This is a genomic window from Paenibacillus sp. ACRRX, from assembly GCF_022346885.1.
GTDB lineage: Bacteria > Bacillota > Bacilli > Paenibacillales > Paenibacillaceae > Paenibacillus_B.
In genome coordinates this window covers 433,126-453,810 of the sequence record NZ_JAKRNK010000003.1, presented here as the reverse complement: position 1 = coordinate 453,810, position 20,685 = coordinate 433,126, and the positions used below count along the sequence as shown (strand labels likewise).

Here is a 20,685-nt window from a genome sequence, read left to right as displayed (position 1 = left end):
GTTTTGAAATGAGCCATAAAGATTGGAGAAATGTGAATGTCTAATTTACCAAATTGTCCTGCATGTAATTCCGAATATACGTACGAGGATGGAAGTTTGTTTATTTGCCCAGAGTGCGCACATGAATGGACACTAGAATCGGATAATGATAACAACGAAGATCAAAAAATCGTAAAAGATGCGAATGGCAACGTGCTGCAGGACGGCGACTCCGTTTCTGTCATAAAGGACTTGAAGGTAAAAGGGTCGTCATCCGTAGTGAAGATTGGGACGAAAGTAAAAAATATTCGTTTGGTTGACGGAGATCATGACATTGATTGTAAAATTGATGGCTTCGGGGCGATGAAATTAAAGTCCGAGTTTGTTAAAAAGATATAGTGTCATTTTGAAGCTAATCATAGTAATTGAGATGAAAGCCCTCTAACTAGGAGGGCTTTTGTTCGTTTACTCGGCCTGAGTGGGGTGCTTTGTACAAGCAGGATGAAATCAAAGATAAATATTCCTTTACAAGAATATTCCCATGATGGTATATTCAATACAAGGGTACAAAATAGATGAAATAAGGTGAGTTAACATGCGGGAAACTGAACAAATAACTCATACCGTACTCCATGCCAGCGTTAAATTAGCAGGGACCTCATCATGAAGGATATTACAACATTTAGTGCGCTGTCTGATCCGAATCGTTTGCGTATAATAGAGCTATTGCGTCAAGGCCCTCTGACTGTAGGGGAGATTGCAGAACGGCTTCAACTGCGTCAGCCGCAAGCCTCTAAGCATCTGCGTGTCTTGCTGGAGGCAGGCTTGGTCGAGGTTGAGGCAGTAGCGAATCGTCGTCATTATAGACTCCGACGGGAGCCGTTCCAAGCGCTTGATACTTGGCTTGAGGCATATCGCAATATTTGGAGCGAGCGCTTTGACAACTTGGATCATTACTTGCAGCAGCTGCAAAGAGCCGATCACCAACAGGACTAAGTGCCTGAATATGAGGAGGAATTCCAAATGTCCAATCCGATGATCACAAGAGTAGAAGGCTCAGAACTTGTTCTGGAGCGTGTTTTTCATGCACCACGCGAACTCGTATTTAAAGTGTTCTCTGAAGCTGAGCATTTGAAGCAATGGTGGGGACCTCGAGGCTGGAACGTAACGGTATGCCATGTTGACTTTCGCGAAGGTGGCGTATGGCATTACTGCATGAAGTGCGAGGACAAGAATCAAGGGGACTTCTATGGATTCGAATCGTGGGGAAAGGCAGTCTATCAGGATATAGTCGCGCCTGAGAAGATCGTCTACGTGGATTATTTCTCTGATGCAGACGGTAATGTGACAGAGGGGATGCCGTCCTCGCAGGTCACAATGACGTTTATTGAAGAGGAAGGCGGGACGAAGCTGATTAGCCGATCACGTTATGAATCTGCTGAGGCATTGGACAATGTGATGAAGATGGGCATGGAGCAGGGTATAACAGAAACATGGGATCGTCTTGACGAGTATGTGCAAAGCTTTTCAGAATAACCGGGCTTCACCTAAGCGTGCATAAGTTGAACATCTAGTATATTCAGTTATCCGGGACATTCATATGACAATATAAGCCGAACTCATCAGAGTTCGGCTTTGCTGTGTGTTCCTATTGGATCAGGCTTGCATGGTTTTGGCCAACGAGTCCAGCTTCTGAATCGTATTCCAGTTGCGAGTCGTCGCTGTATTTCCCAGCTTCTGCAGATTTTTGGCCAGCTTGGAGTCCAGTATGCTTTGACGGAACAAAAAATAAATCTCTTTTCCATGGATGGCATACTCATCTTGCGCGCGTTCACTGGTCGATAAGAGATCAACCACCTTTTGTGAAGGAGCTTCCGTCAGCACGGAAACATGAATGCTTTCCCCTTTAGACAGCAGGATGCCAGCGAATGGACAGGCAGCAACAATGTGCGCGAATTCAGCTGCGGTACGTATGATAACGGTAATTGAGATGCCAAATACACGCTGAATAAGACCCTCTATGATCAACCGCAAAGTGTCTGCGTCGTCATCAGATTGAAACAGGACATTTCCGCTTTGGATATAGGTCTGGACACGGTGGAGTCCCCCCGTTTCCAGTGTATGCTTAAGTTCAGCCATTTTAATTTTATTGTGTCCACTCACATTAATGCCACGCAGCAGTGCGATATAGGTATTCATCCAGACGCTCCTTCTTTATTAACGTTTAATTCGATTGTTTTCTTTTACGAGAGACCAGGATAACCGTGTGTTCTACAAACAATCCCTACTGGTTAAAAGGGGAATATTAAAATGCCCACTTGGCACAAAGCCAGAACATATCCTCGTTCGTAAATATGAAAATATTACCACGTGGTAAAGCGTGAGATCAAGATGCTCACCTGTCCAGAATAATTACGTATACAACTGCCTATATTTTGCACCCCAGTTGAATTGAGATGAAAGGTGTATTATAATCCGTTTAAATAATTAAACTTATCAACGGAGTGGATTATGAATACACCTAACTGTACAAGCAAGTCGATTGACATGCTGGGTAAGCTCAGTCCTTACTTCCATGGCATGGGGGATCCAGTTCGTCAGCAGATTATAGCACTTCTCATGGATAAAGAGAGTCTTAACGTAACGCAGATTGCGGAGCATGTTCCAATGTCGCGTCCAACCGTATCTCATCATTTGAAAATACTAAAGCAAGCAGGTCTGCTCCAAGCGACAAAAAAAGGCACCGAATTGCATTATCGTCTGGAGTTTGAGGAAGCGATAACCCTGTTAAAGCAGCTTGTGATGCTTGTGGAAGAGGAATGCCTAGATATGTCAAAAGAGTGATCAGAAATAGGGACATGAGCTGTCCCTATTTTGCACAACTATATGTTGATATACTTAAACATATAAACATAATGTAAAGGGGAGTTTGTAATGAAAAATCAAACAAGTGGAAACAGACAGGTCGTATTAATTGTTGGCGGGTATGGTGTGGTAGGGAGCCAAATCGCACACATCTTGCTGCAGCGTCACCCCGAGGTGGTCATCTTACTTGGTGGACGTAACCCGAATCGGGCTGTCCCTTTTGAACCAGACAGGGTACAAACCATTAGCATTAACAACATGGCAGAGGATCCTTTGGAGCATGTAAGTGAGGAACTGACTTTAATTATCAATGTGGTCAACGATCTGGAGGACCACTTGCTGCTGTCAGCTGTGCGCAGAGGGATACCGCTGCTAGACGTTACACGGTGGACGGAACGTTTTCAACAATCGATTGACAAGTTAGAAGGAACCAACATGAATACCCCTGTCGTCTTTTCTTCTGGCTGGATGGGCGGCACGGCAGCTTTGTTTGCGCAAATAACGTCCGAAGGTTTATGGGACGTTCACATCAATATCCATGCGCTTTACTCCTTGAAGGATAAGGCAGGACCCGATTCAACGGCGTACATGGACCGTCTGTCCATTCCATTTGAGATCGTCGACAACAAGGTTAAACGCTCTGTTTATCCGATGACGGATCCAGTTAGAGTCCGCTTTCCAAACGATTATGCTACAAAAAGCTACCGTTTGGATACCCCTGACCATGTGACATTGGCAAGAGGAACGAATACCAGCTCAGTTCATTTCCGGATTGCTTTTGATAACAAAGTATCTACAGGTGCGCTTGTTGCGATGGTGAGAACGGGCTTATGGGGCCGTTTAAGTGGCGAACGGTTTCGACGTGTGCGACACAGCTTACTGTACAATCCGGGCAGCGGTAATCCGCATTATATCGTTATTCATATTCGTGGTCGCAATGTGGACGGGCAATATGAGGAAAGGACTATTCAATTGACAGATCCGCTGGGCCAGACGCATTTAACTGCACTGGGGGCTGCTATCCAGGCAGAGAACATACTGCGTGCACCGGACAACTATTGGTTAAACCCGCGAGCTTACTACCCAGAGGAACTGCTGGATCTGGGTGTAAGCTCAGCTAACGTGTTTGATTATTACCGCGCGCATGGGGTTGTTATTAACTAAGGAGAATGAGGATCGAAGCTCATCAAAAAGGGGAATGTCGGACCTGTCATTCACGCATCACAATGTGTGTAATGTGTAATTATCGTGGTTCAAAAAAAGCAAGAGGAGCCCCCTGCTCAAAGCATAGCCCCTCTTGCTACTTTACTTTTTCAATAACAAATAAACAAAATACGGTGCACCGATCAGCGCTACCATAATGCCCACGGGAATGCCGTCCGGTTCGGCCACGTTGCGTCCGATCGTGTCCGCGATCAGCAAGAGCCAGCCGCCAAGCAGAATGGCCAGCGGGAGAAATAATTGGTGCCGCGGCCCCATCAGCGACTTGGCGATATGCGGAGCCATCAATCCAACAAAGGCAATACCTCCGGTCACAGACACGGCAGATGCTGCCAGTGCAACGGCTGCAAGCAGCAGCACAATTCGCTCCTTCTCAATCTGCACACCAACGCCGATGGCTACAGGCTCATTAAGGGCAAGCAGATTAAGCCGATTCGCTTTGTACAGTGTAAAAGGAATCAGCACGACGAGCCAGGGCAGCAGCGCCCAAATAAAGGGCCAATCTGTACCCCAAATGTTGCCTGCGATCCACTTCGCAATAAAGTCGACTTGGGTGCGCTCGGCAGAAGAGATCAGTACGATCATGAAACCGGATAACGCCAGTGAGAAGCCTACTCCGACTAAGACCAAGCGTACGGGCTGAAGGCCTGAAGTTCGGTTGTAAGAGAACAAGTAGATCAAGCCTGCGGTCAGCATCGCCCCGAGAAAAGCAATTAACGGCAGGATATAAACAAAGGACCCCGTATCTATCGGAAAATATAAAACAAACAACGCGATTGCCATGCCAGCGCCCGAGTTAATGCCAATGATACCGGGGTCTGCCAGATCATTGCGAGTAATGCCCTGCAAAATGGCACCGGACAAGGCAAGCGCCATACCTGCTAACAGTGTAATAATGATTCGCGGCAAACGGATTGAAAACAGGACAAAGCTCTCTTTAAACGTACCTTGGCCAAATAAAGTAGGGAGCAGCCGATCATACGACAAGGACGAATAACCGATTCCCAATCCCACTACAATCGTGATGGTGATCAAGGCAACAAGCACGATTACAAACAAGCGTTGTCTGCGAATTAATGAAGGTTCAATCATCAGAATCCTTTACCTCCTTTATGTACGATGAACAGGAAGAAAGGCAATCCCATCATAGCGACAATGGCCGCTACAGGTGTCTCATAAGGCATGTTGATAATGCGCGCAAGGGTATCAGCCATTAACATAAACGTTCCGCCGAAAATGGCGGACATCGGCACAATATATCGATAGTCTGTTCCAACGATCGCACGGACGATATGGGGAATCATCAAGCCGATAAACGCCATATTGCCGACAAGTGCCACTGAAGCGCCTGTGAGCAAAATAATCACAACAAATAAGATCGCTTTGATGAAGGCTGTCTTTTGACCAAGCCCAACGGCAACCTCCTCACTCAAGCTAAGAATGGTAAGCTGCTTGGAGAGGAACATCGTGATCAGGATGCCCATGATGATGATTGGAACGATGATCTGAAGCTGGTCCCATGAAGTGCCGATAACACCGCCTGCTGTCCACATGGACACATCTTGTGAGATCTTAAAGTATATGCCGATACCCTCTGCAACGGCATATAAGAAGGCTGATACCGCTGAGCCGGCCAGCACGATTCGAAGCGGGGAGAAGCCGCCCTTCTTAGCAGCGCCGATGCCAAATACCATCAGGGCACCTGCAGCCGCACCTATAAAGCAAGCAAACGTGACACCCATATAGTTAACCGTCGGCAGCAGCGCAAGCGTGATGGCGAGCGCAGCGTTGGCGCCAGACGTTAGGCCAAGCAGGCCAGGGTCGGCCAATGGGTTGCGGGTCATCCCTTGCATAATGGCACCGGACAAGGCGAGCGCGGCACCAACGACAAGTGCACCTACTTCACGAGGCAGTCGGATCTCGCGAATCATCGAGATTGCGTCGCCAGCTGCGCTGGAGGGCGTCAGCGCAAGCCACACTTCTCGAATAGAGGTGTCTGCAGCGCCCAGCACCATGGAGATGACAAACATAACGATAAATAACAAGATAGCAGGAATCAATTTGGCTGCAAATGGGATGGAACGTTGATCAGGTGTCGTCATCAGTGTCTCATCTTTTCTGTAATAGAATAAAGGAAAAGGAATTCTTATGATAAGAATCCCTTTACTGGATTAGTTAGTTGCCAAGAAAGCTTTGCTTAAAGAACTCAAGTTGGAAGTCCAAGGTGATCGGATCGTTAAAGTAGAACTCTTTGGCATTGACTTCGAACACTTTTTTGTTCTTGACCGCAGGAATGTTCTTGTACGTATCCGTTTGTTGGAATGAATTGTCCGTATCTTTGTTTTTGCTGAAAATCATATAATCACCTGCAAACTTAGGCAGTACTTCAAGCGATAGGGCATAGTAGCCATCTTTAAGCGCCATCTCTTTTACTTTGTCAGGCATTTTTAACTTCATCTCTTGATAAATAATTTCGGTACCACGCCCCCAGTTATCGCCGAACACGTAGATTTGCTTGTCGAAGTTCTCGATAACCGATACGGTTGTATTTTCACCAATCTTCGCTTTTATGTCAGTTCCGGCTTTTTGAGCACGTTGTTTGAAATCATCGATCCAGGCTTTTGCCTCTTTTTCTTTATTTAACAGCTTGCCGATCTCCAGGTGCTGAGTCAGGTAATCGACTTTGCCGTAAGTATAGGTGACGGTTGGTGCGATTTGCTTTAATTTATCAACATTCTTAATCGTGGACAAGCCAACAATCAGATCGGGCTGCAGCTCAATAATTTTTTCCAAGTTCTCATCGGATACTTCCGTTACATCTTTGAGTGTCGTATCAAAGCGTGGATTCATCTTCGACCAGGAATCTACGCCGACAAGGTTGACATTTAGGGCCATTACATTCCCAGCAAAAGTGGAAAGGACGATGACACGTTTAGGGTCAGCAGGCACTTCAACAGGACCATTTTCCGATTGATACGTTATTTTACCGGATTTGCTTTCTGCTGGGGCAGCAGCCTCTTCCTTCTTCTCGGCAGGCTGGTTGCTGCCGCATGCGCTAATCATAAATACGCAGAGCAGCAAAAATGGAATTAGAACTTTTTTCATTATGTTATTCTCCCTTAACTAAGTTGTAGGTGACACACATCGGTTTGTTTGTACGCGGATCGCGGCCGATCTCCGCATCAATCTGAAATACTTCCTTTAACACGTCACGGTTCATGACTTCTTCGCAATTCCCGGCCTTTACGATCTCGCCTTCCTTCATGGCGATCAGATAGTCTGCAAAGCGGGCTGCCTGATTTAAGTCATGGAGGACCATCACGATGGTGCGCTCTTGCTCGACGTTCAGCTTTTGAAGCAGTTCCAGTACCTCAAGCTGATGCGCCATATCTAAATAAGTGGTTGGTTCATCAAGAAAGATAATTTCTGTCTCTTGTGCGAGCGCCATCGCAATCCATACCCGTTGACGCTGGCCTCCGGACAAGGCATCTACGGGACGATACTTAAAGTCCGAGGTTCCCGTTACTTCAAGCGCCCATTCGATCACGCTTATATCTTTCTGGGTTAAGCGTCCGAAGCCCTTTTGATAAGGAAACCGGCCGTAAGACACAAGCTCACCGACCGTTAATCCGCTTGCGCTTTCAGGTGTCTGCGGCAGGATGGCCATTTTTTTGGCCAGCAGCTTTGTATTTTCTTGGGCAATATTAGCTCCATCCAAGATGACGGCTCCTGACTGATGCGGGATAATCCGAGTGATAGCCTTTAATAAAGTTGATTTCCCGCAGCCATTGGAACCGATTATGGTTGTCATTTTTTTGTCAGGAATCTGGACACTGAGATCTTTGACAATGATGCGTTCACCATAACTTATGTTCAGATTATCGGTATACAGGCGAACCATGCTGTGACCTCCAAAAATAAAATCAACGCTCAAAAATAATATTGATAATCATTATCAATATCGACTTCATTAATATAAGTGTATCTTTTTCCGTTGTCAATTGTTCTTGTGCATTGTAAATGTTGGGGGAAAGGCGTATATTTAATTGATAATGATAATCAATACTAAGATATTTCCAAAGGAGTGATATATATGGTAGGCACAGAATTGTTTGACGTAACCATTATCGGTGGAGGGCCAGCAGGGCTTTTCTCTGCTTTTTATAGCGGACTTCGGGAAATGAAAACCAAGTTGATTGAGTTTCAGCCACGTTTAGGCGGCAAGGTGCATGTGTATCCTGAAAAAATGATTTGGGATGTAGGTGGATTGATGCCAACAAGCGGGGATAAATTAATAGAGCAGATGGTGGAGCAGGGAATGACGTTCCATCCCGAAGTGGTATTAAATGAAAAAGTAGAGTCGATTACGCAGAACGAAGAGGGTTTGTTTGTGCTTCATGCTGCATCTGGCCGTAAGCATTATTCGAAAACGGTCATTGTTGCGATTGGCGGCGGTATATTGATGCCGCAAAAACTAGAGATTGAAGGCGCTGAGCGCTTTGAAGTCTCTAATTTAAGCTATACGGTGAAGTCGCTGCTTCACTTCAAGGATAAGACCGTTGTCATCTCGGGCGGAGGCAACTCTGCTGTTGACTGGGCAAATGAATTGGAGCCTATCGCAAAGAAGGTGTACTTAACTTATCGGAAGGAAGCTTTGTCCGGCCATGAAGCGCAAGTGTCCCAGTTGATGAACAGTACTGTAGAATGCTTCTTTGAGACGACCATTACCAAGCTAATCGCAGGTGCAGATCATCAGATGATCGAGCGAGTCGAGCTTACAAATAACAGCACAGGCGAAGTGTCACAGCTTGAGATTGAAGAAGTAATTATTAACCATGGATACGAGCGTGACACAGCGTTGCTGTCCAACAGCCAGTTGGATATTAAAATGGTTGATGACTACTACATTGCGGGTAATGCGAGCAGTGAGTCTTCAATTCCAGGATTGTATGCGGCGGGTGACATTTTACATCATGAAGGGAAACTCCACCTGATCGCTGGCGCGTTCCAAGATGCGGCCAATGCGGTGAATAAAGCGAAGAAGTTTATTGAACCTGAAGCACATGGCCATGCGATGGTGTCCTCTCATAACGATTTGTTCAAGGAACGTAATCGTGAGCTTGTGAAGCAGATGATGAAGTGATTGTTGGTGAAGCCAGAGTGGCTTTAAAAGTGCTGCTTGTCAGCAGGATCAACATATAGCGCATGTTAAATGGAAGGAGCCCTGCCGGTTCAATAAACCGGCAGGGCTCCTTTATTTTTATACCTTTGCTGTGAAGTTTGCTTTTACTCGTCCTTTAACTAGCAGGGCACGCTTGGCTGACTTTAGGGATGGTGTTGTCCCTTCTTTCGAGATGACGGCTCCATGCGGTCAGCAAGACCGCGCCTAGCACCATCAAGGCGCCGACCCAAGTCGTATGAATGAGTCCAAGTTTGTCGGCAACGACTCCACCCATGTAGGCTCCGATTGCAATGCCTGCGTTAAAGGCTGCAATATTAACAGCCGAAGCTACATCAACTGCACTTGGTGCATAACGTTCAGCCAGCATGACGACGTATATTTGCAGTCCAGGCACACTCATGAATGCAAATAGTCCCATAAGGAGAATGGTAATTAATCCTACCATTTTAAATGGAGCTGTAAATAACAGCAGCACCAGTACAATTGCCTGTAAGACAAACATGTAAAATAAAGCATTGATAGGCTTGCGATTAGCAGCTTTTCCCCCAACTATATTACCAATAGCAATGGCAATACCGTATAACAGCAGGATGATCGTTATCGTACTTTCTGCAAACCCTGTAATATCACGTAGTAAAGGGGATAAATAAGTGAAGACCACAAATGTACCGCCGTATCCCAATGCCGTAATCGCAAATGCTAATAACAATCGTCCGTTTGTCACGAGCTTTACTTGATCGTGAAGCGGTGTTCGTATGCCTTTACGTAGGCCAGCGGGCACAAGCAGGATGTTAGCCAACAATGCGACCATACCTACAGCTACAATAGCGACAAATGCAGCTCGCCAGCCAAGCTGCTGGCCAATGAAGGTGCCTAGCGGAACCCCCGTAACCGTGGCGACGGTAAGTCCCGAGAACATAATCGAGATCGCGCTTGCTCTGCGATGCTCAGGTACCAGGTCTGCAGCAATTGTAGAGCCGATGGACATAAAGATGCCGTGCGCCAAAGCAGAGATGACACGTGCGATCAGCAAGACGGTGATGCTATCCGCGGCTGCAGCAAGGCTATTGCCTGCAATAAACACCAGCATAATCCATAGCAGGAGTGTCTTACGTGACACGCTTGAGGTCAGCGATGTTAATATGGGGGCCCCAAAAGTAACACCTAAGGCATATAAAGTAACGGTTAATCCGGACGTTGTAACGGATATATGCAGGTCTTCAGCAATAAGGGGGAGCAGCCCAACGCTGATAAACTCGGTTGTTCCAATTGCAAAGGCACTTATGGCTAAGGCTAGAAGCGCCAGCGTACTTTTTCTTTGATGGATTTGCATTACTTCCACTCCTAAGGGTTGGTTATACCGGCCGGTAAATGTTATTATGTATTATTCGAATGAAGTTGAATAGTACGTACTTTTTAGTGATATAGTGACCTAAAAGTTATATAGTTACATCAAAGTAACATAGGTACTTTATAGTGCCTTGAGGCTAGGGAAGTTTCTTTTTAATGGAGGAATCGATAAGTTGGTAAAGAAGTATAACATCTCTGTCGAGGCAACACTTGAGGTAATCGGGGGCAAGTGGAAATGTGTGATCTTATGCCACCTGACGCATGGCAGAAAACGTACGAGTGATCTGAAGCGTATTATGCCTAATATTACCCAAAAAATGTTAACGCAGCAGCTGAGGGAGTTAGAACGGGATGGTATCGTCAATCGAATCAGCTACAATCAAGTACCACCTAAAGTAGAATATGAACTTAGTGAATATGGATGGAGCTTAAAGCCGATCCTGGACTCTTTGTGTGCTTGGGGCAATATTCATATCATTAAAGAGTACGGAGATAAATCCTTAATGCTGGAGGATAATGGTTTAAACGACTAGCGCTCTGTTTCTGGCGTATGCAGGATAGGGCTGTAAGTGTCGCTTTGGCAAGCATAAGAGATCTTGAACCAGCATAGGCAATAATAGCTTTCGGATGTTCAAGTAGACTAGAGCTGAATTTTACAGTAGTGAAATGAGGATAGGGAATGAATAAGCCTTCTATATATGGATTAACTTTGGAGCAACTCACGATATGGCTAGCTGGTCGGGGGCATAAGAAATTTCGTGCGACGCAAGTGTGGGAATGGCTGTACCGGAAGCGGGTGACCGACTTTTCCGAGATGGTTGACGTCAACCCGGATTGCTTGCGTGTGTTGGCGGAGCACTTTGCGATTACGACCTTAAAGGAACATGTTAAGCAAGAAGCCGCAGATGGCACGGTTAAGTTTCTGTTTATGCTGGACGACGGCAATCTTATTGAGACGGTGCTGATGCGGCACAAGTATGGCTTATCCGTATGTGTAACGACGCAGGTTGGCTGCAATATCGGCTGCAGCTTCTGTGCGAGCGGCCTGCTGGCGAAGAGCCGCGATTTGTCAAGCGGTGAGATTGTAAGCCAAATCATGAAGGTTCAGCTTCACCTGGATCAAGCGAAGCAGGGGGAGAGGGTAAGCCACATCGTCGTGATGGGGATTGGCGAGCCATTTGATAACTTTACGAATCTTGTAGACTTTATTCATGTGGTGACGGATCATAAAGGGCTAGCGATTGGCGCTAGACGGATTACTGTATCAACAAGCGGACTGGCAGGGAAGATCAAGGAGTTTGCCGACCTCAACTTGCGGGTCAATCTTGCAATTTCTTTGCATGCGCCAAATAATGAGCTGCGGACACGTATTATGAAGATTAATCGTGCTATCCCTATTGAGAAGCTTATGCCGGCGATTCATTACTACGTGGAGCGCACGAATCAACGCATAGCGTTCGAGTATATTTTGCTTAAAGGTGTGAACGATCAACTAGAGCAAGCGCATGAACTAGCGGAATTGATCAAGGACATTCGCCACGCGGTCAGCGTAAACCTGATTCCTTATAATCCGGTGGATGAGCACAGTCAATACCAGAGGAGCATGCCGGAAGCGGTGCGGGGGTTCTTTGACGTGATGAAGCAGCATGGGATCAATAGCAGTATCCGACAGGAACACGGAACAGATATTGATGCGGCTTGTGGTCAGCTTAGAAGCAAGCAGATGAAAGAAGGGCAGGAAACCTCCTCTGATCAGGATCAGGCTGCGATCGGATCATAATCAAAGATCAATGGAGGTGTATCCATCACCGATTGGTGTTCCAGAAGACGTTGTCCGACTAATCATTTTTATCGCAAGTGACGAATCGCAGTAGGTGACAGGGCAATGGTTCAAGTCGGAAGGTGGATACTTAGGCAAGCAGATAGATAGCGGAAGGATCGTCCCGATGGACGATCCTTTTTGTGCGAAGGTTTCATTTTCATACCATAAATCGAGCAACTGAGGCGGCAATAACAGCAGGTTATTCCAGTTTTCGTTACGCGGCAGATGATCTAATTCATAATAAGATACAGATATTGCGAGGGTGATGAGCGTTGAAGGTACATATTGATCTAAATGATGACTATGAAGAAACGACGGTAACGATCCATGCCAAGGCATGGTCGGAGGAATTAGCCGTGCTCATGAACAAGCTGCAAACCCCTGTATCCAAGCGTCTGATGGGTATAGAGGAGGAGAGGTCTATTCTGCTTGATCCTGCAGACATTGACTACATTTTCGCCGAAAGCCGGAAAGTGTTTGCATCTGTGGAGCAGCGCAAGATAGAGCTGAAGATGAAGCTGTACGAAGTGGAGGAACTTTTGACGCCGCTTCAATTCATGAGATTCTCCAAATCGGTTATTGGCAATATCGATTTAATCGACAGGTTTGAGTTGGCGTTTAACGGCAACCTTTGTGTCTATTTCAAATCAGGCAGCAAGGAATACGTGTCCCGGAGTTATGTAAATGCGCTTAAACAGCAGTTAATATTGGGGGGCGGCAAGAATGATAGCTGATATTGTGAAACGGGTAGCAGTTGGATTTTGTTACGCTGCTATCATAACCTTTGTATCACTTACCATGCTGATGCTGAACGATACGGAAGTATCCGTTCGAGTAATGTGGCTGAATATGCTCGGCAGTATGATTATTGGCGCTTACTTTGGCCTCGCTTCTTTTATATTTAATTACGATAAATGGAGCCCGCTTAAACAGCTAATCGTTCATTATGTGCTATCTCTAATTGTCTATTTTAGTACGGCTATCCTGATTGGCTGGATTCCGCTTATCTTAACAGCTCTGTTGATATCACTAGTTATATTCAGCGCCATTTATACCGTATTCTGGTTTGGATATCGATCTTATTATAGAAGGCAAGCAAAAGAGCTAAATGATTCGGTTAGACGTAAGTAGAGGGGGATAACAAAATGACACATGTTCTTGAAGTTGCAGATGTAGTCAAAGGGTACGGCGGCAAGACTGCACTTGATAAAGTAAATATTCACGTAAGGGAAGGAAGCTGTTTTGGCTTGCTGGGTCCAAATGGGGCGGGGAAGTCTACGTTGATGAAACTAATGACGGGTATACTGCAGGCAGATAGCGGCATTATTCGTGCGTTTGACATGGATACGCGTCACCAAATGAGCAAGATTAGGCAGCTTGTCGGGTACGTACCGCAGGAAATTACGTTGTACGAGAAGCTGAGTGCGGTCCAGAACTTGAAATTTTTTGGTGAAATGTATGGAGTGAAAGGCGCCGAGCTGAAGCGACGTATTGAAAATGTACTTGAACAGGTGGGATTGTCTGATCGGGCCAGTGAAGCGGTAGGAACGTATTCAGGCGGGATGAAACGCCGAATCAATTTGGCGGCAGCACTGCTGCATCAGCCCCAATTGGTTATTCTGGATGAGCCGACAGTGGGAATCGATCCACAATCGCGGAATCATATATTTGAAATGATACGTGGTTTAAGGAAAGAAGGGTTGACCCTCGTGTATTCCACTCACTATATGGAGGAAGTGGAGGCATTATGCGACGATATTGCCATCATCGATCATGGCTCAGTAATTGCGCAGGGCAGCTTGCACGAGATATTGGAGCGGCACGCGGATAAAGCGGTATACGTAGAGTCGGACCACATAACGGAGCCACCACAGTTGAGCGGCATTATACAGGCAAGTGCGCGTGGTCGGGGCTGGGTGCTGGAGAGCGAACAACCTTTAAATACATTGCATGATATGTCTCGACTGCTCGCTGAAGCGGGTGCTAATGTGCATGCACTTGAGCTGGTAAAGCCTTCGCTTGACCGTGTGTTTCTGAAGCTGACAGGTACGGCGCTGCGCGACTAATCGTCATTGGCAAATATATTGGAGTGGGGAGTGGGATCATGATTCGCAGTATTTTTATAAAAGAGACGCAGCTGCTGCTAAAAGATAAGGGGACATTTTTCTGGCTATTCGTATTGCCAATCTTATTCATCGTTATGTTCTCTTCTATCTTTGGTAATGCAGGCACGACAACATATACGATTCGTTATTATGATGCGGACGGAACAAAAGAATCCAATCAGTTCATTGAGACGCTGGCTCGAATCAAAGGATTTGAACTGGCAGCAGACAAGGAGAAATCACTGGCAGATCAAATCCAAGCGGTGAGAGACGGCAAGCAAACTTCTTTGCTTGTGATCCCTCAAGGCTACAGCCAACGCCTGCTTGGAAGCGGTACGGCTGAAGTGGAACTGCATCGTGATGCTGCAGGTGATGCTGCCACAGCGCCTGTCGCAGCTGTACTGGACAGTGTAACCAAACAGTACCAGGAACATAAATTGCGGGTGGCGCTGAAGGAAACGGGGCAAAGCCAGACAGGAATTGATTCGTTGCTAGCTGCCCCAATTCAAGTAAAAGACATCAAGGAAAACGTGGCTAAAGCGAATCCAGTCACGCAAATTGTACCGGGATATACCGTCATGTTTGTATTCTTTATTATGATTACGATGATCCATAATTTCCTGCGGGATCGGGATTCAGGTATGGTATCGCGCCTCAAAGGTACACCGCTGAAGCCGCATCAATACCTGATCGGCATGTGGCTGCCCAACATGATGGTGGTGCTCATCCAATCGACGGTTCTCCTGACATTTGGATTTATCGTATACGGTCTTCATCTAGGCGATTTGCTTGCAGTTGCAGCTGTTGTAATCAGCTTGTCCATTTGCGCAACGGGAATTGGATTGATGTTATCGGTACTGGTCAACAGCGTCAATACAGGGGTGGCGATCGTTCAAATTATCGCGATGGGAGGTGCCATCGTTGGAGGGCTTTGGTTCCCCTATGATTTCCTGCCTAAGGCGGTGCAGTGGATCGGTTTATTTACGCCACAATATTGGGCGCAGCGAGGCATGCAGGATGTCATGATCCGGGGAGCACATCTGGATGGTGTATGGATCACGATCCTTATCCTGCTGGCATTTGGCTTGGCAGGTCTGGCAGTCGCTACTGCAAGCTTCAACCGTTTTGCAGCCAAAGCAAAAAATTAGAATACTACTGAATAGATTACCCCCGCGACTAGTGGCCAACTGTCGCGGGGGTATTAACTTTCAAAGAGTGCCACTGTTGCCCAGCGGCTCTTGACCGTGCTAATGGGTTTCAACAGTGCGGCTGGCAGTTGAAGCAGAGGCCCCGGCGTACCTCGTGTATGAGGCAAAGACGATGATTAAGCATTCTGCTGCAGCCAAGTTTTCATTTCTTTGATTTCAAATAATTGCTCGATATGAAAGACGCCAGACGGATATGACGATTTGCAAATGGCATGTGCGACATAGGCGCCTACTCTGGCGGTCATATCCGATTGATTGCGACCATGCAGCATGCATTCGACGGTTGATTCTATGCCTGCTCTTCGACCTTTTGCTTTAGCCGTCACGGCGAAGCGATCTTCACCGAAGTGAAATTGGTTAAAGCACTTTACAGTTGCATTCCGAACCCAGGGGACCCGAAGTATACGAGATAAGCCGGATTTACGCAGCCCTGCTACGAGAGCAGTCACCACTGACGAATCAAAGCATAGGCGCGTAGCAACGGATGGTACACCCAATGTATGGGGGAGCGTCTGTTGATCGGAAAATGGGAAGCGATAGGCTCGCTTGCGCCCTTGTTCGTGCCCGAAATCAGCTATCTGGCCGCTAGTGAAGCTGTCGACAACCACTTTCCGATTGTTTTCGGTAACTTCAAATGAAGCACTTAATTGATCCACAGTCCACTCAATGGCGGCCGTTCCATGCCGATCCCCAAGTCCAAGCATAATGGTTAGATCAATGCTGTCTGTCCGCTCAAGCTGCTTTGAAGCTTGGAGCGCAAGCAAGTTAGTTAGGCCTGGTGCAAGTCCAACGCTTAATACTGCGGTTGCGCCGTATTCCTCAGCTTCGTCTCGCATCTGTTCGACTTCTGCCAGGAAGGAACCACTTGCCGAAACGTCGATATAGTGCGTCCCGTTCTGGAAGCAGGCGCGGACAAAGCTGCTGTCCTCCTGATCGAGGCACATAACGACCAATTTGACGCGTGTCAGCAGGAGGGGATCTACTGGAGCGCTAATATCCAGCAGCATGGGCTTTACTTGGCCATTTAAAGCTGTGGATAGCTGCTCCGCGCGCTTGAAATTGCGTCCCGCGGCATATACTTTTCCGGGATACAAGGCACCCAATTGACGACATATCGTACTGCCTACATGGCCGTAACCGCCAACAATAATAATTTGGTCTTTAACTGTCATGATGATCACCTATCCTTTGATAGCGAACCAGGCGTCAATGAGATAGGCTCCATAATAGGATGTCGGCTCTCTGAATCCTGCTTCTCTAAGAAGTGTTAACATTAGGGCATCTGGAACGGGATCGAATTCCTGACCGAATGAAGCCGCGAATCGTTCCCAATCTTCTACTGGAACCCCATTAGCTAGCATATGAGCTTTCCAGGCCTGCATCATAATTGCAAAGCTTTCTGTAGTGGGGTTGCCATTAATGGACGCTATAAATAAAGGTGCCCCTGGCTTTAATCTCTGGTAGAGGCTGTTAAGCAGCGCAGCCTTTTCACTTAGACCTTGTACAAAGTGAAGTACAAGCAAGCAGGTAGCGGCATCATAATGGAGCGGCTGCGGTAATTGATCGATACTGCCATGGAACAAGGTCACTTGCTGCCCCAGCGACGTCGAGTCCAGCCGCTGCTTGGCTGCTTCCAGCATGCGATCGGAAGGGTCTACGCCAGTCAGCTTCCAGTCGGGATGCCGACTTCCGAGCGTCACCAGCTCTTGTCCCCCGCCTGCGCCAACGATCAGCACCTCTGGAGGTTGGTGTAAGAGTGGTAATTGCGCTGCCATCAGACGTGCGGTCATATCATACAGAAGATAATAACCAGGAATTTTGGCGGCTATTGTATCTACATAGCGATCTGCTTGCGAATGATTCCAGTTCATGAAAGCATCTGATGAAGGATTCATTGGGTTGCTCCTCACGTAATTGATATACAATAGAAATACGATTTGATCTTAATTATAATGACAGCGCTGTGAACCACCATCCCAGATATGTGGGATTTGATGTGGATGTACGCTGTTTATAGGGGAATGATGGGAGATGAAGAGCTATGCAGCCCTTTACCAGGCGGGTCATCGATATTATTAAAGGTATACCTGAAGGTTCCGTCATGACATATGGTCAAGTGGCTGAACTAGCTGGAAGCAAGCGAGGGGCAAGGCAGGTTGTACGTATCCTCCATTCGATGAGTACAGCTTACGAGCTTCCATGGCACAGAGTCATCAATGCCAAAGGGGAAATCGCATTGTTGGATGATGAAGCCCGATTTAAGCAGATCCTTTACTTAAACAGCGAAGGTGTCATGCTGGATGAAGAGGGGCGCATTGATCTGGTAAAATACAGGGCGAAGATGTCGTAAAGACAATACTTACATGATGCGGTAAAGGTTGCCACAGTTGGTTGGTACTTGAGGTATACATCATTTTCGGCTGCAGCGTGTATAATGGAAGCTAGAACTGTGAGAAGGGATGAGCATATGCTGAACATTACGGAATACAGCGTGGAAATATTAAAGGATCCCTTTGGTATTTTGTCAGGCAAGCGATATGAATTTATAGTGGATCTGGATGTTCCAGAGGATGACGAGCTCCATTCGGAGCATGGTGTGTACATAAAGGCGATCTTTATGGTGGATGAAGATCAGTCACGTATCGTCAAATATGATTTTTACGAACATACGACGCATCAATATCTGGACTTTGACATGGAGCCTGAAGAGGAAGCGGCGTTAGCCGATTTCTGCAAGGCGCATACCGGAGACACAGAATAACAGACAGGCGGGCACATTGTGCCACCTAAAGAGGAAGCTGGTTTCAACACGTATTTTTACGTGTAGGGAACCAGCTTTTTTTCTGAGCAGGGTAATCCCTATCTACAATTGTTTAAGCGATTTCACAATTAGCACTCCCAAAGCCTCCCCAATTTAAATATAATGAAGGCAGTGTTATATTTTTCCTGACTTTCAGTCGAATAATACAATTGAATAAGCAGAGACCGTTCTATATTAATCAATGGGTAATAGCTGAGGGGGAAGCCGTAATGAAGTTGCGATTTGAAGGAAATGTAAGCGATCTGCGAGCTGGTATTGAACTGCTCGCAAAGGAAATTCAATTCATGGAAGCGCAAGACGGTATACCTGTCCTTGTCGAATCTTCGTCTGGTGTACTGGAAGTAGGTTTGGATCAAGGCAAAGGGTACATACGTTACGGACATAAGCACCAATTTTTCCGGGGGCTCGGGCTATTTGTACAGCACGCCCGCAATGGTCAACCGTTCCAGCTTAGAGAGAAGCAGCAGTTTGATACGGTGGGCCCTATGTTCGACCTATCCCGTAATGCGGTACTGACACTGGATAGCTTTAAGTTTATGTTGCGTAAGATGGCCTTAATGGGCATGAACACGGTTATGTTGTACATGGAAGATACCTATGAGATTGGCGAAGAGCCTTACTTTGGTTACATGCGAGGACGGTACTCGCATGCGGAACTGCGCGAAATTGACGATTACGCCGATCAATTTGGCATCGAGGCATTCCCAAGTATCCAGACGCTCGCGCATCTGGAGGAGTTCTTGAAGTGGGAGCCAGTAAAAGAGTATAAAGATACCAAGGGTGCGCTGCTGGTCGGCGGCGAGAAGACGGATCAATTAGTCGAACAAATGATAGAAGCCGCAAGTGCCCCGTTCCGCAGTCGTAAGATTCATATAGGCATGGATGAAGCGGAGGAACTTGGGCGCGGCAAATACTTGGACCACAACGGGTTTACGAGCCGATTTGATATTATGACGGCACATTTAGAAAAAGTGCTGGATATCGTACGGCGCCGTGGCTTAAAGCCGTTGATGTGGAGTGACATGTTCTTAAAATTTGCCTCTACGGATGGCAGTGAGCATTATGATACGGAGACACAAATTCCTGCAGAAATGGCAAGCCGTATCCCTAAAGATGTAGACATGGTCTATTGGGATTATGTCCATACCGAGCGAGAGGATTACGAGAAGCTGATCGCCAAGCATCGGCCATTGGGCTGCAATCTGGTGTTTGCCGGGGGTGTGTGGGTGTTTAACACCTTTGGTGTTAATTACGGCTTATCGCTTAACGCGACAGACATCGCCCTGCAGGTGTGCAAGGAGCAGGGCATACGTGAGGTATATGCGACGATGTGGGGCGATGACGGTATGGAGAGCAATCCGTATATCGCCTTGTACGGCTTGCAATTCTATGCGGAGCATGCTTATGCGGAAGGCAAGTTGGACGAAGCACAGCTTGCGGAGCGGGTGAAGTTCTGTACGGGAATTGAAGCGGATGCCTACTTGCAGTTGAAATATTTGGACGAGACGCCTGGTGCTGAGCCGGACAACCGGAAGCAGAGCAATCCTTCGAAGTTCCTGCTCTACCAAGATGTGCTGCTTGGCTTGTTCGATAAGCAGATTGAAGGGCTTGATATTGCGGCCCACTATGAGCAATTAGAGCAGCAGATTCGCCGCCGCCGCGTGCAGGAGGCCGAACTGGATTATATGTTCGAGGTGCCGGAGAAGCTGTGCGGCGTGCTGAAGCGTAAGAGCGAGATTGGCATCGCTCTGAAGCAGGCGTATGACGCCAAGGATCACGATAAGCTGCGGCATATCGCGGTGGAAGTACTGCCTGAGATTACGGATGCGGTACAGGCGCTGCGGGCCGCTCACCGGACCCAATGGCTGCGTATGTTTAAGCCATTTGGCTGGGAAGTTATTGATATCCGGTATGGTGGTGTCGTAAACCGTCTGGATACGGCTTCTATGCGGCTGCTTGATTATACGGAGGGCCGAATTGGACAGATTGAGGAGCTTGAACAAGAGCGGTTATTGTACAGCTCATCCAACCGATTTAATCAGAAAGGCTTAGGCTGGTGCAGCTATTATTATCGGATGGCATCGCCAAATGTCTTCTTCCATGTGTTGAACCCATTTTAAATGAAAAGAGCA

At 46.9% G+C, this 20,685-nt stretch carries 23 protein-coding genes; 15 read left to right on the top strand and 8 right to left on the bottom strand.

Annotated elements, in window-relative coordinates:
• Positions 1-36: 36 nt before the first annotated feature.
• The 3 genes from MH117_RS12690 to MH117_RS12680 all read left to right on the top strand — a co-directional run bounded on the left by MH117_RS12690 (position 37) and on the right by MH117_RS12680 (position 1,515).
• On the top strand, positions 37-378 hold the full coding sequence (locus MH117_RS12690) for a zinc ribbon domain-containing protein YjdM (RefSeq protein WP_239329082.1): 342 nt from the start codon (positions 37-39) through the stop codon (positions 376-378).
• Between the two features lie 264 nt (positions 379-642).
• A complete protein-coding gene (locus MH117_RS12685; protein ID WP_239329081.1) occupies positions 643-975 on the top strand; it encodes an ArsR/SmtB family transcription factor in 333 nt (110 codons plus the stop codon).
• Positions 976-1,002: 27 nt separating this feature from the next.
• Positions 1,003-1,515: an SRPBCC domain-containing protein gene (locus MH117_RS12680; protein ID WP_239329080.1), complete on the top strand. Its 513-nt coding sequence runs from the start codon at positions 1,003-1,005 to the stop codon at positions 1,513-1,515.
• Positions 1,516-1,635: 120 nt separating this feature from the next.
• On the opposite strand, the gene MH117_RS12675 is transcribed toward MH117_RS12680, so the two are convergent.
• On the bottom strand, positions 1,636-2,178 hold the full coding sequence (locus MH117_RS12675; RefSeq protein WP_239329079.1) for a DUF1697 domain-containing protein: 543 nt from the start codon (positions 2,176-2,178) through the stop codon (positions 1,636-1,638).
• Between the two features lie 312 nt (positions 2,179-2,490).
• On the opposite strand from MH117_RS12675, the gene MH117_RS12670 reads away from it, so the two are divergent.
• The gene (locus MH117_RS12670; RefSeq protein WP_481857265.1) at positions 2,491-2,823 is read left to right on the top strand and encodes an ArsR/SmtB family transcription factor; all 333 of its coding nucleotides are present in this window, start codon (positions 2,491-2,493) and stop codon (positions 2,821-2,823) included.
• Between the two features lie 90 nt (positions 2,824-2,913).
• Positions 2,914-4,008, top strand: a complete 1,095-nt coding sequence (locus MH117_RS12665) for a saccharopine dehydrogenase family protein (protein ID WP_239329078.1) — start codon at positions 2,914-2,916, stop codon at positions 4,006-4,008.
• Positions 4,009-4,149: 141 nt separating this feature from the next.
• On the opposite strand, the gene MH117_RS12660 is transcribed toward MH117_RS12665, so the two are convergent.
• The 4 genes from MH117_RS12660 to MH117_RS12645 form a co-directional block, all read right to left on the bottom strand.
• The gene (locus MH117_RS12660; RefSeq protein ID WP_239329077.1) at positions 4,150-5,157 is read right to left on the bottom strand and encodes a FecCD family ABC transporter permease; all 1,008 of its coding nucleotides are present in this window, start codon (positions 5,155-5,157) and stop codon (positions 4,150-4,152) included.
• Positions 5,157-6,167, bottom strand: a complete 1,011-nt coding sequence (locus tag MH117_RS12655; RefSeq protein WP_239329076.1) for a FecCD family ABC transporter permease — start codon at positions 6,165-6,167, stop codon at positions 5,157-5,159. The genes MH117_RS12660 and MH117_RS12655 overlap by 1 nt, the downstream gene beginning before the upstream one ends.
• 73 nt (positions 6,168-6,240) lie before the next feature.
• Positions 6,241-7,170: an iron-hydroxamate ABC transporter substrate-binding protein gene (locus MH117_RS12650; RefSeq protein ID WP_239329075.1), complete on the bottom strand. Its 930-nt coding sequence runs from the start codon at positions 7,168-7,170 to the stop codon at positions 6,241-6,243.
• A gap of 4 nt (positions 7,171-7,174) precedes the next feature.
• The gene (locus MH117_RS12645; protein WP_239329074.1) at positions 7,175-7,966 is read right to left on the bottom strand and encodes an ABC transporter ATP-binding protein; all 792 of its coding nucleotides are present in this window, start codon (positions 7,964-7,966) and stop codon (positions 7,175-7,177) included.
• Between the two features lie 192 nt (positions 7,967-8,158).
• Here MH117_RS12645 and MH117_RS12640 point away from each other — a divergent pair, with 192 nt between their 5' ends.
• Positions 8,159-9,208, top strand: a complete 1,050-nt coding sequence (locus tag MH117_RS12640) for an NAD(P)/FAD-dependent oxidoreductase (RefSeq protein ID WP_239329073.1) — start codon at positions 8,159-8,161, stop codon at positions 9,206-9,208.
• 154 nt (positions 9,209-9,362) lie between these two features.
• Here the strand turns inward: MH117_RS12640 and MH117_RS12635 are convergent, their stop codons facing one another.
• Complete coding sequence (locus tag MH117_RS12635; protein ID WP_239329072.1) at positions 9,363-10,580, bottom strand: MFS transporter; 1,218 nt, start codon at positions 10,578-10,580, stop codon at positions 9,363-9,365.
• A 190-nt stretch (positions 10,581-10,770) separates the two neighbouring features.
• Between MH117_RS12635 and MH117_RS12630 the strand changes: the two genes are divergently transcribed.
• The 6 genes from MH117_RS12630 to MH117_RS12605 all read left to right on the top strand — a co-directional run bounded on the left by MH117_RS12630 (position 10,771) and on the right by MH117_RS12605 (position 15,672).
• Positions 10,771-11,130, top strand: coding sequence for a winged helix-turn-helix transcriptional regulator (locus MH117_RS12630; protein ID WP_275444622.1), 360 nt, complete (start codon positions 10,771-10,773; stop codon positions 11,128-11,130).
• Between the two features lie 146 nt (positions 11,131-11,276).
• Positions 11,277-12,377 (top strand): dual-specificity RNA methyltransferase RlmN, encoded by a 1,101-nt coding sequence (gene rlmN, locus MH117_RS12625; protein WP_239329071.1) that lies wholly within the window; start codon positions 11,277-11,279, stop codon positions 12,375-12,377.
• Positions 12,378-12,691: 314 nt separating this feature from the next.
• Complete coding sequence (locus tag MH117_RS12620; protein WP_239329070.1) at positions 12,692-13,153, top strand: LytTR family DNA-binding domain-containing protein; 462 nt, start codon at positions 12,692-12,694, stop codon at positions 13,151-13,153.
• A complete protein-coding gene (locus MH117_RS12615) occupies positions 13,143-13,550 on the top strand; it encodes a DUF3021 domain-containing protein (RefSeq protein WP_239329069.1) in 408 nt (135 codons plus the stop codon). The genes MH117_RS12620 and MH117_RS12615 overlap by 11 nt, the downstream gene beginning before the upstream one ends.
• A gap of 14 nt (positions 13,551-13,564) precedes the next feature.
• A complete protein-coding gene (locus MH117_RS12610) occupies positions 13,565-14,485 on the top strand; it encodes an ABC transporter ATP-binding protein (RefSeq protein ID WP_239329068.1) in 921 nt (306 codons plus the stop codon).
• A gap of 38 nt (positions 14,486-14,523) precedes the next feature.
• The gene (locus MH117_RS12605; protein ID WP_239329067.1) at positions 14,524-15,672 is read left to right on the top strand and encodes an ABC transporter permease; all 1,149 of its coding nucleotides are present in this window, start codon (positions 14,524-14,526) and stop codon (positions 15,670-15,672) included.
• Positions 15,673-15,848: 176 nt separating this feature from the next.
• On the opposite strand, the gene MH117_RS12600 is transcribed toward MH117_RS12605, so the two are convergent.
• Both MH117_RS12600 and MH117_RS12595 read right to left on the bottom strand, forming a co-directional pair.
• Positions 15,849-16,904: a saccharopine dehydrogenase family protein gene (locus MH117_RS12600; RefSeq protein WP_239329066.1), complete on the bottom strand. Its 1,056-nt coding sequence runs from the start codon at positions 16,902-16,904 to the stop codon at positions 15,849-15,851.
• 9 nt (positions 16,905-16,913) lie between these two features.
• Positions 16,914-17,627, bottom strand: a complete 714-nt coding sequence (locus MH117_RS12595; RefSeq protein ID WP_239329065.1) for a class I SAM-dependent methyltransferase — start codon at positions 17,625-17,627, stop codon at positions 16,914-16,916.
• A gap of 146 nt (positions 17,628-17,773) precedes the next feature.
• Here MH117_RS12595 and MH117_RS12590 point away from each other — a divergent pair, with 146 nt between their 5' ends.
• From MH117_RS12590 to MH117_RS12580, 3 genes are all read left to right on the top strand, one after another.
• Complete coding sequence (locus MH117_RS12590) at positions 17,774-18,082, top strand: MGMT family protein (RefSeq protein ID WP_239329064.1); 309 nt, start codon at positions 17,774-17,776, stop codon at positions 18,080-18,082.
• 117 nt (positions 18,083-18,199) lie between these two features.
• The gene (locus MH117_RS12585; RefSeq protein WP_239329219.1) at positions 18,200-18,493 is read left to right on the top strand and encodes a DUF6509 family protein; all 294 of its coding nucleotides are present in this window, start codon (positions 18,200-18,202) and stop codon (positions 18,491-18,493) included.
• A gap of 269 nt (positions 18,494-18,762) precedes the next feature.
• The gene (locus MH117_RS12580) at positions 18,763-20,673 is read left to right on the top strand and encodes a beta-N-acetylhexosaminidase (protein WP_239329063.1); all 1,911 of its coding nucleotides are present in this window, start codon (positions 18,763-18,765) and stop codon (positions 20,671-20,673) included.
• Positions 20,674-20,685: the final 12 nt, after the last annotated feature.

Coding starts and splice junctions, on each gene's coding strand:
- MH117_RS12645 (WP_239329074.1), bottom strand. CDS start 7,966: ATGGTTCGCCTGTATACCGATAATCTGAACATAAGTTATGGTGAACGC.
- MH117_RS12605 (WP_239329067.1), top strand. CDS start 14,524: ATGATTCGCAGTATTTTTATAAAAGAGACGCAGCTGCTGCTAAAAGAT.
- MH117_RS12685 (WP_239329081.1), top strand. CDS start 643: ATGAAGGATATTACAACATTTAGTGCGCTGTCTGATCCGAATCGTTTG.
- MH117_RS12665 (WP_239329078.1), top strand. CDS start 2,914: ATGAAAAATCAAACAAGTGGAAACAGACAGGTCGTATTAATTGTTGGC.
- MH117_RS12690 (WP_239329082.1), top strand. CDS start 37: ATGTCTAATTTACCAAATTGTCCTGCATGTAATTCCGAATATACGTAC.
- MH117_RS12580 (WP_239329063.1), top strand. CDS start 18,763: ATGAAGTTGCGATTTGAAGGAAATGTAAGCGATCTGCGAGCTGGTATT.
- MH117_RS12600 (WP_239329066.1), bottom strand. CDS start 16,904: ATGACAGTTAAAGACCAAATTATTATTGTTGGCGGTTACGGCCATGTA.
- MH117_RS12675 (WP_239329079.1), bottom strand. CDS start 2,178: ATGAATACCTATATCGCACTGCTGCGTGGCATTAATGTGAGTGGACAC.
- MH117_RS12650 (WP_239329075.1), bottom strand. CDS start 7,170: ATGAAAAAAGTTCTAATTCCATTTTTGCTGCTCTGCGTATTTATGATT.
- MH117_RS12595 (WP_239329065.1), bottom strand. CDS start 17,627: ATGAATCCTTCATCAGATGCTTTCATGAACTGGAATCATTCGCAAGCA.
- MH117_RS12655 (WP_239329076.1), bottom strand. CDS start 6,167: ATGACGACACCTGATCAACGTTCCATCCCATTTGCAGCCAAATTGATT.
- MH117_RS12635 (WP_239329072.1), bottom strand. CDS start 10,580: ATGCAAATCCATCAAAGAAAAAGTACGCTGGCGCTTCTAGCCTTAGCC.
- MH117_RS12610 (WP_239329068.1), top strand. CDS start 13,565: ATGACACATGTTCTTGAAGTTGCAGATGTAGTCAAAGGGTACGGCGGC.
- MH117_RS12590 (WP_239329064.1), top strand. CDS start 17,774: ATGCAGCCCTTTACCAGGCGGGTCATCGATATTATTAAAGGTATACCT.
- rlmN (WP_239329071.1), top strand. CDS start 11,277: ATGAATAAGCCTTCTATATATGGATTAACTTTGGAGCAACTCACGATA.
- MH117_RS12670 (WP_481857265.1), top strand. CDS start 2,491: ATGAATACACCTAACTGTACAAGCAAGTCGATTGACATGCTGGGTAAG.
- MH117_RS12680 (WP_239329080.1), top strand. CDS start 1,003: ATGTCCAATCCGATGATCACAAGAGTAGAAGGCTCAGAACTTGTTCTG.
- MH117_RS12585 (WP_239329219.1), top strand. CDS start 18,200: ATGCTGAACATTACGGAATACAGCGTGGAAATATTAAAGGATCCCTTT.
- MH117_RS12615 (WP_239329069.1), top strand. CDS start 13,143: ATGATAGCTGATATTGTGAAACGGGTAGCAGTTGGATTTTGTTACGCT.
- MH117_RS12640 (WP_239329073.1), top strand. CDS start 8,159: ATGGTAGGCACAGAATTGTTTGACGTAACCATTATCGGTGGAGGGCCA.
- MH117_RS12660 (WP_239329077.1), bottom strand. CDS start 5,157: ATGATTGAACCTTCATTAATTCGCAGACAACGCTTGTTTGTAATCGTG.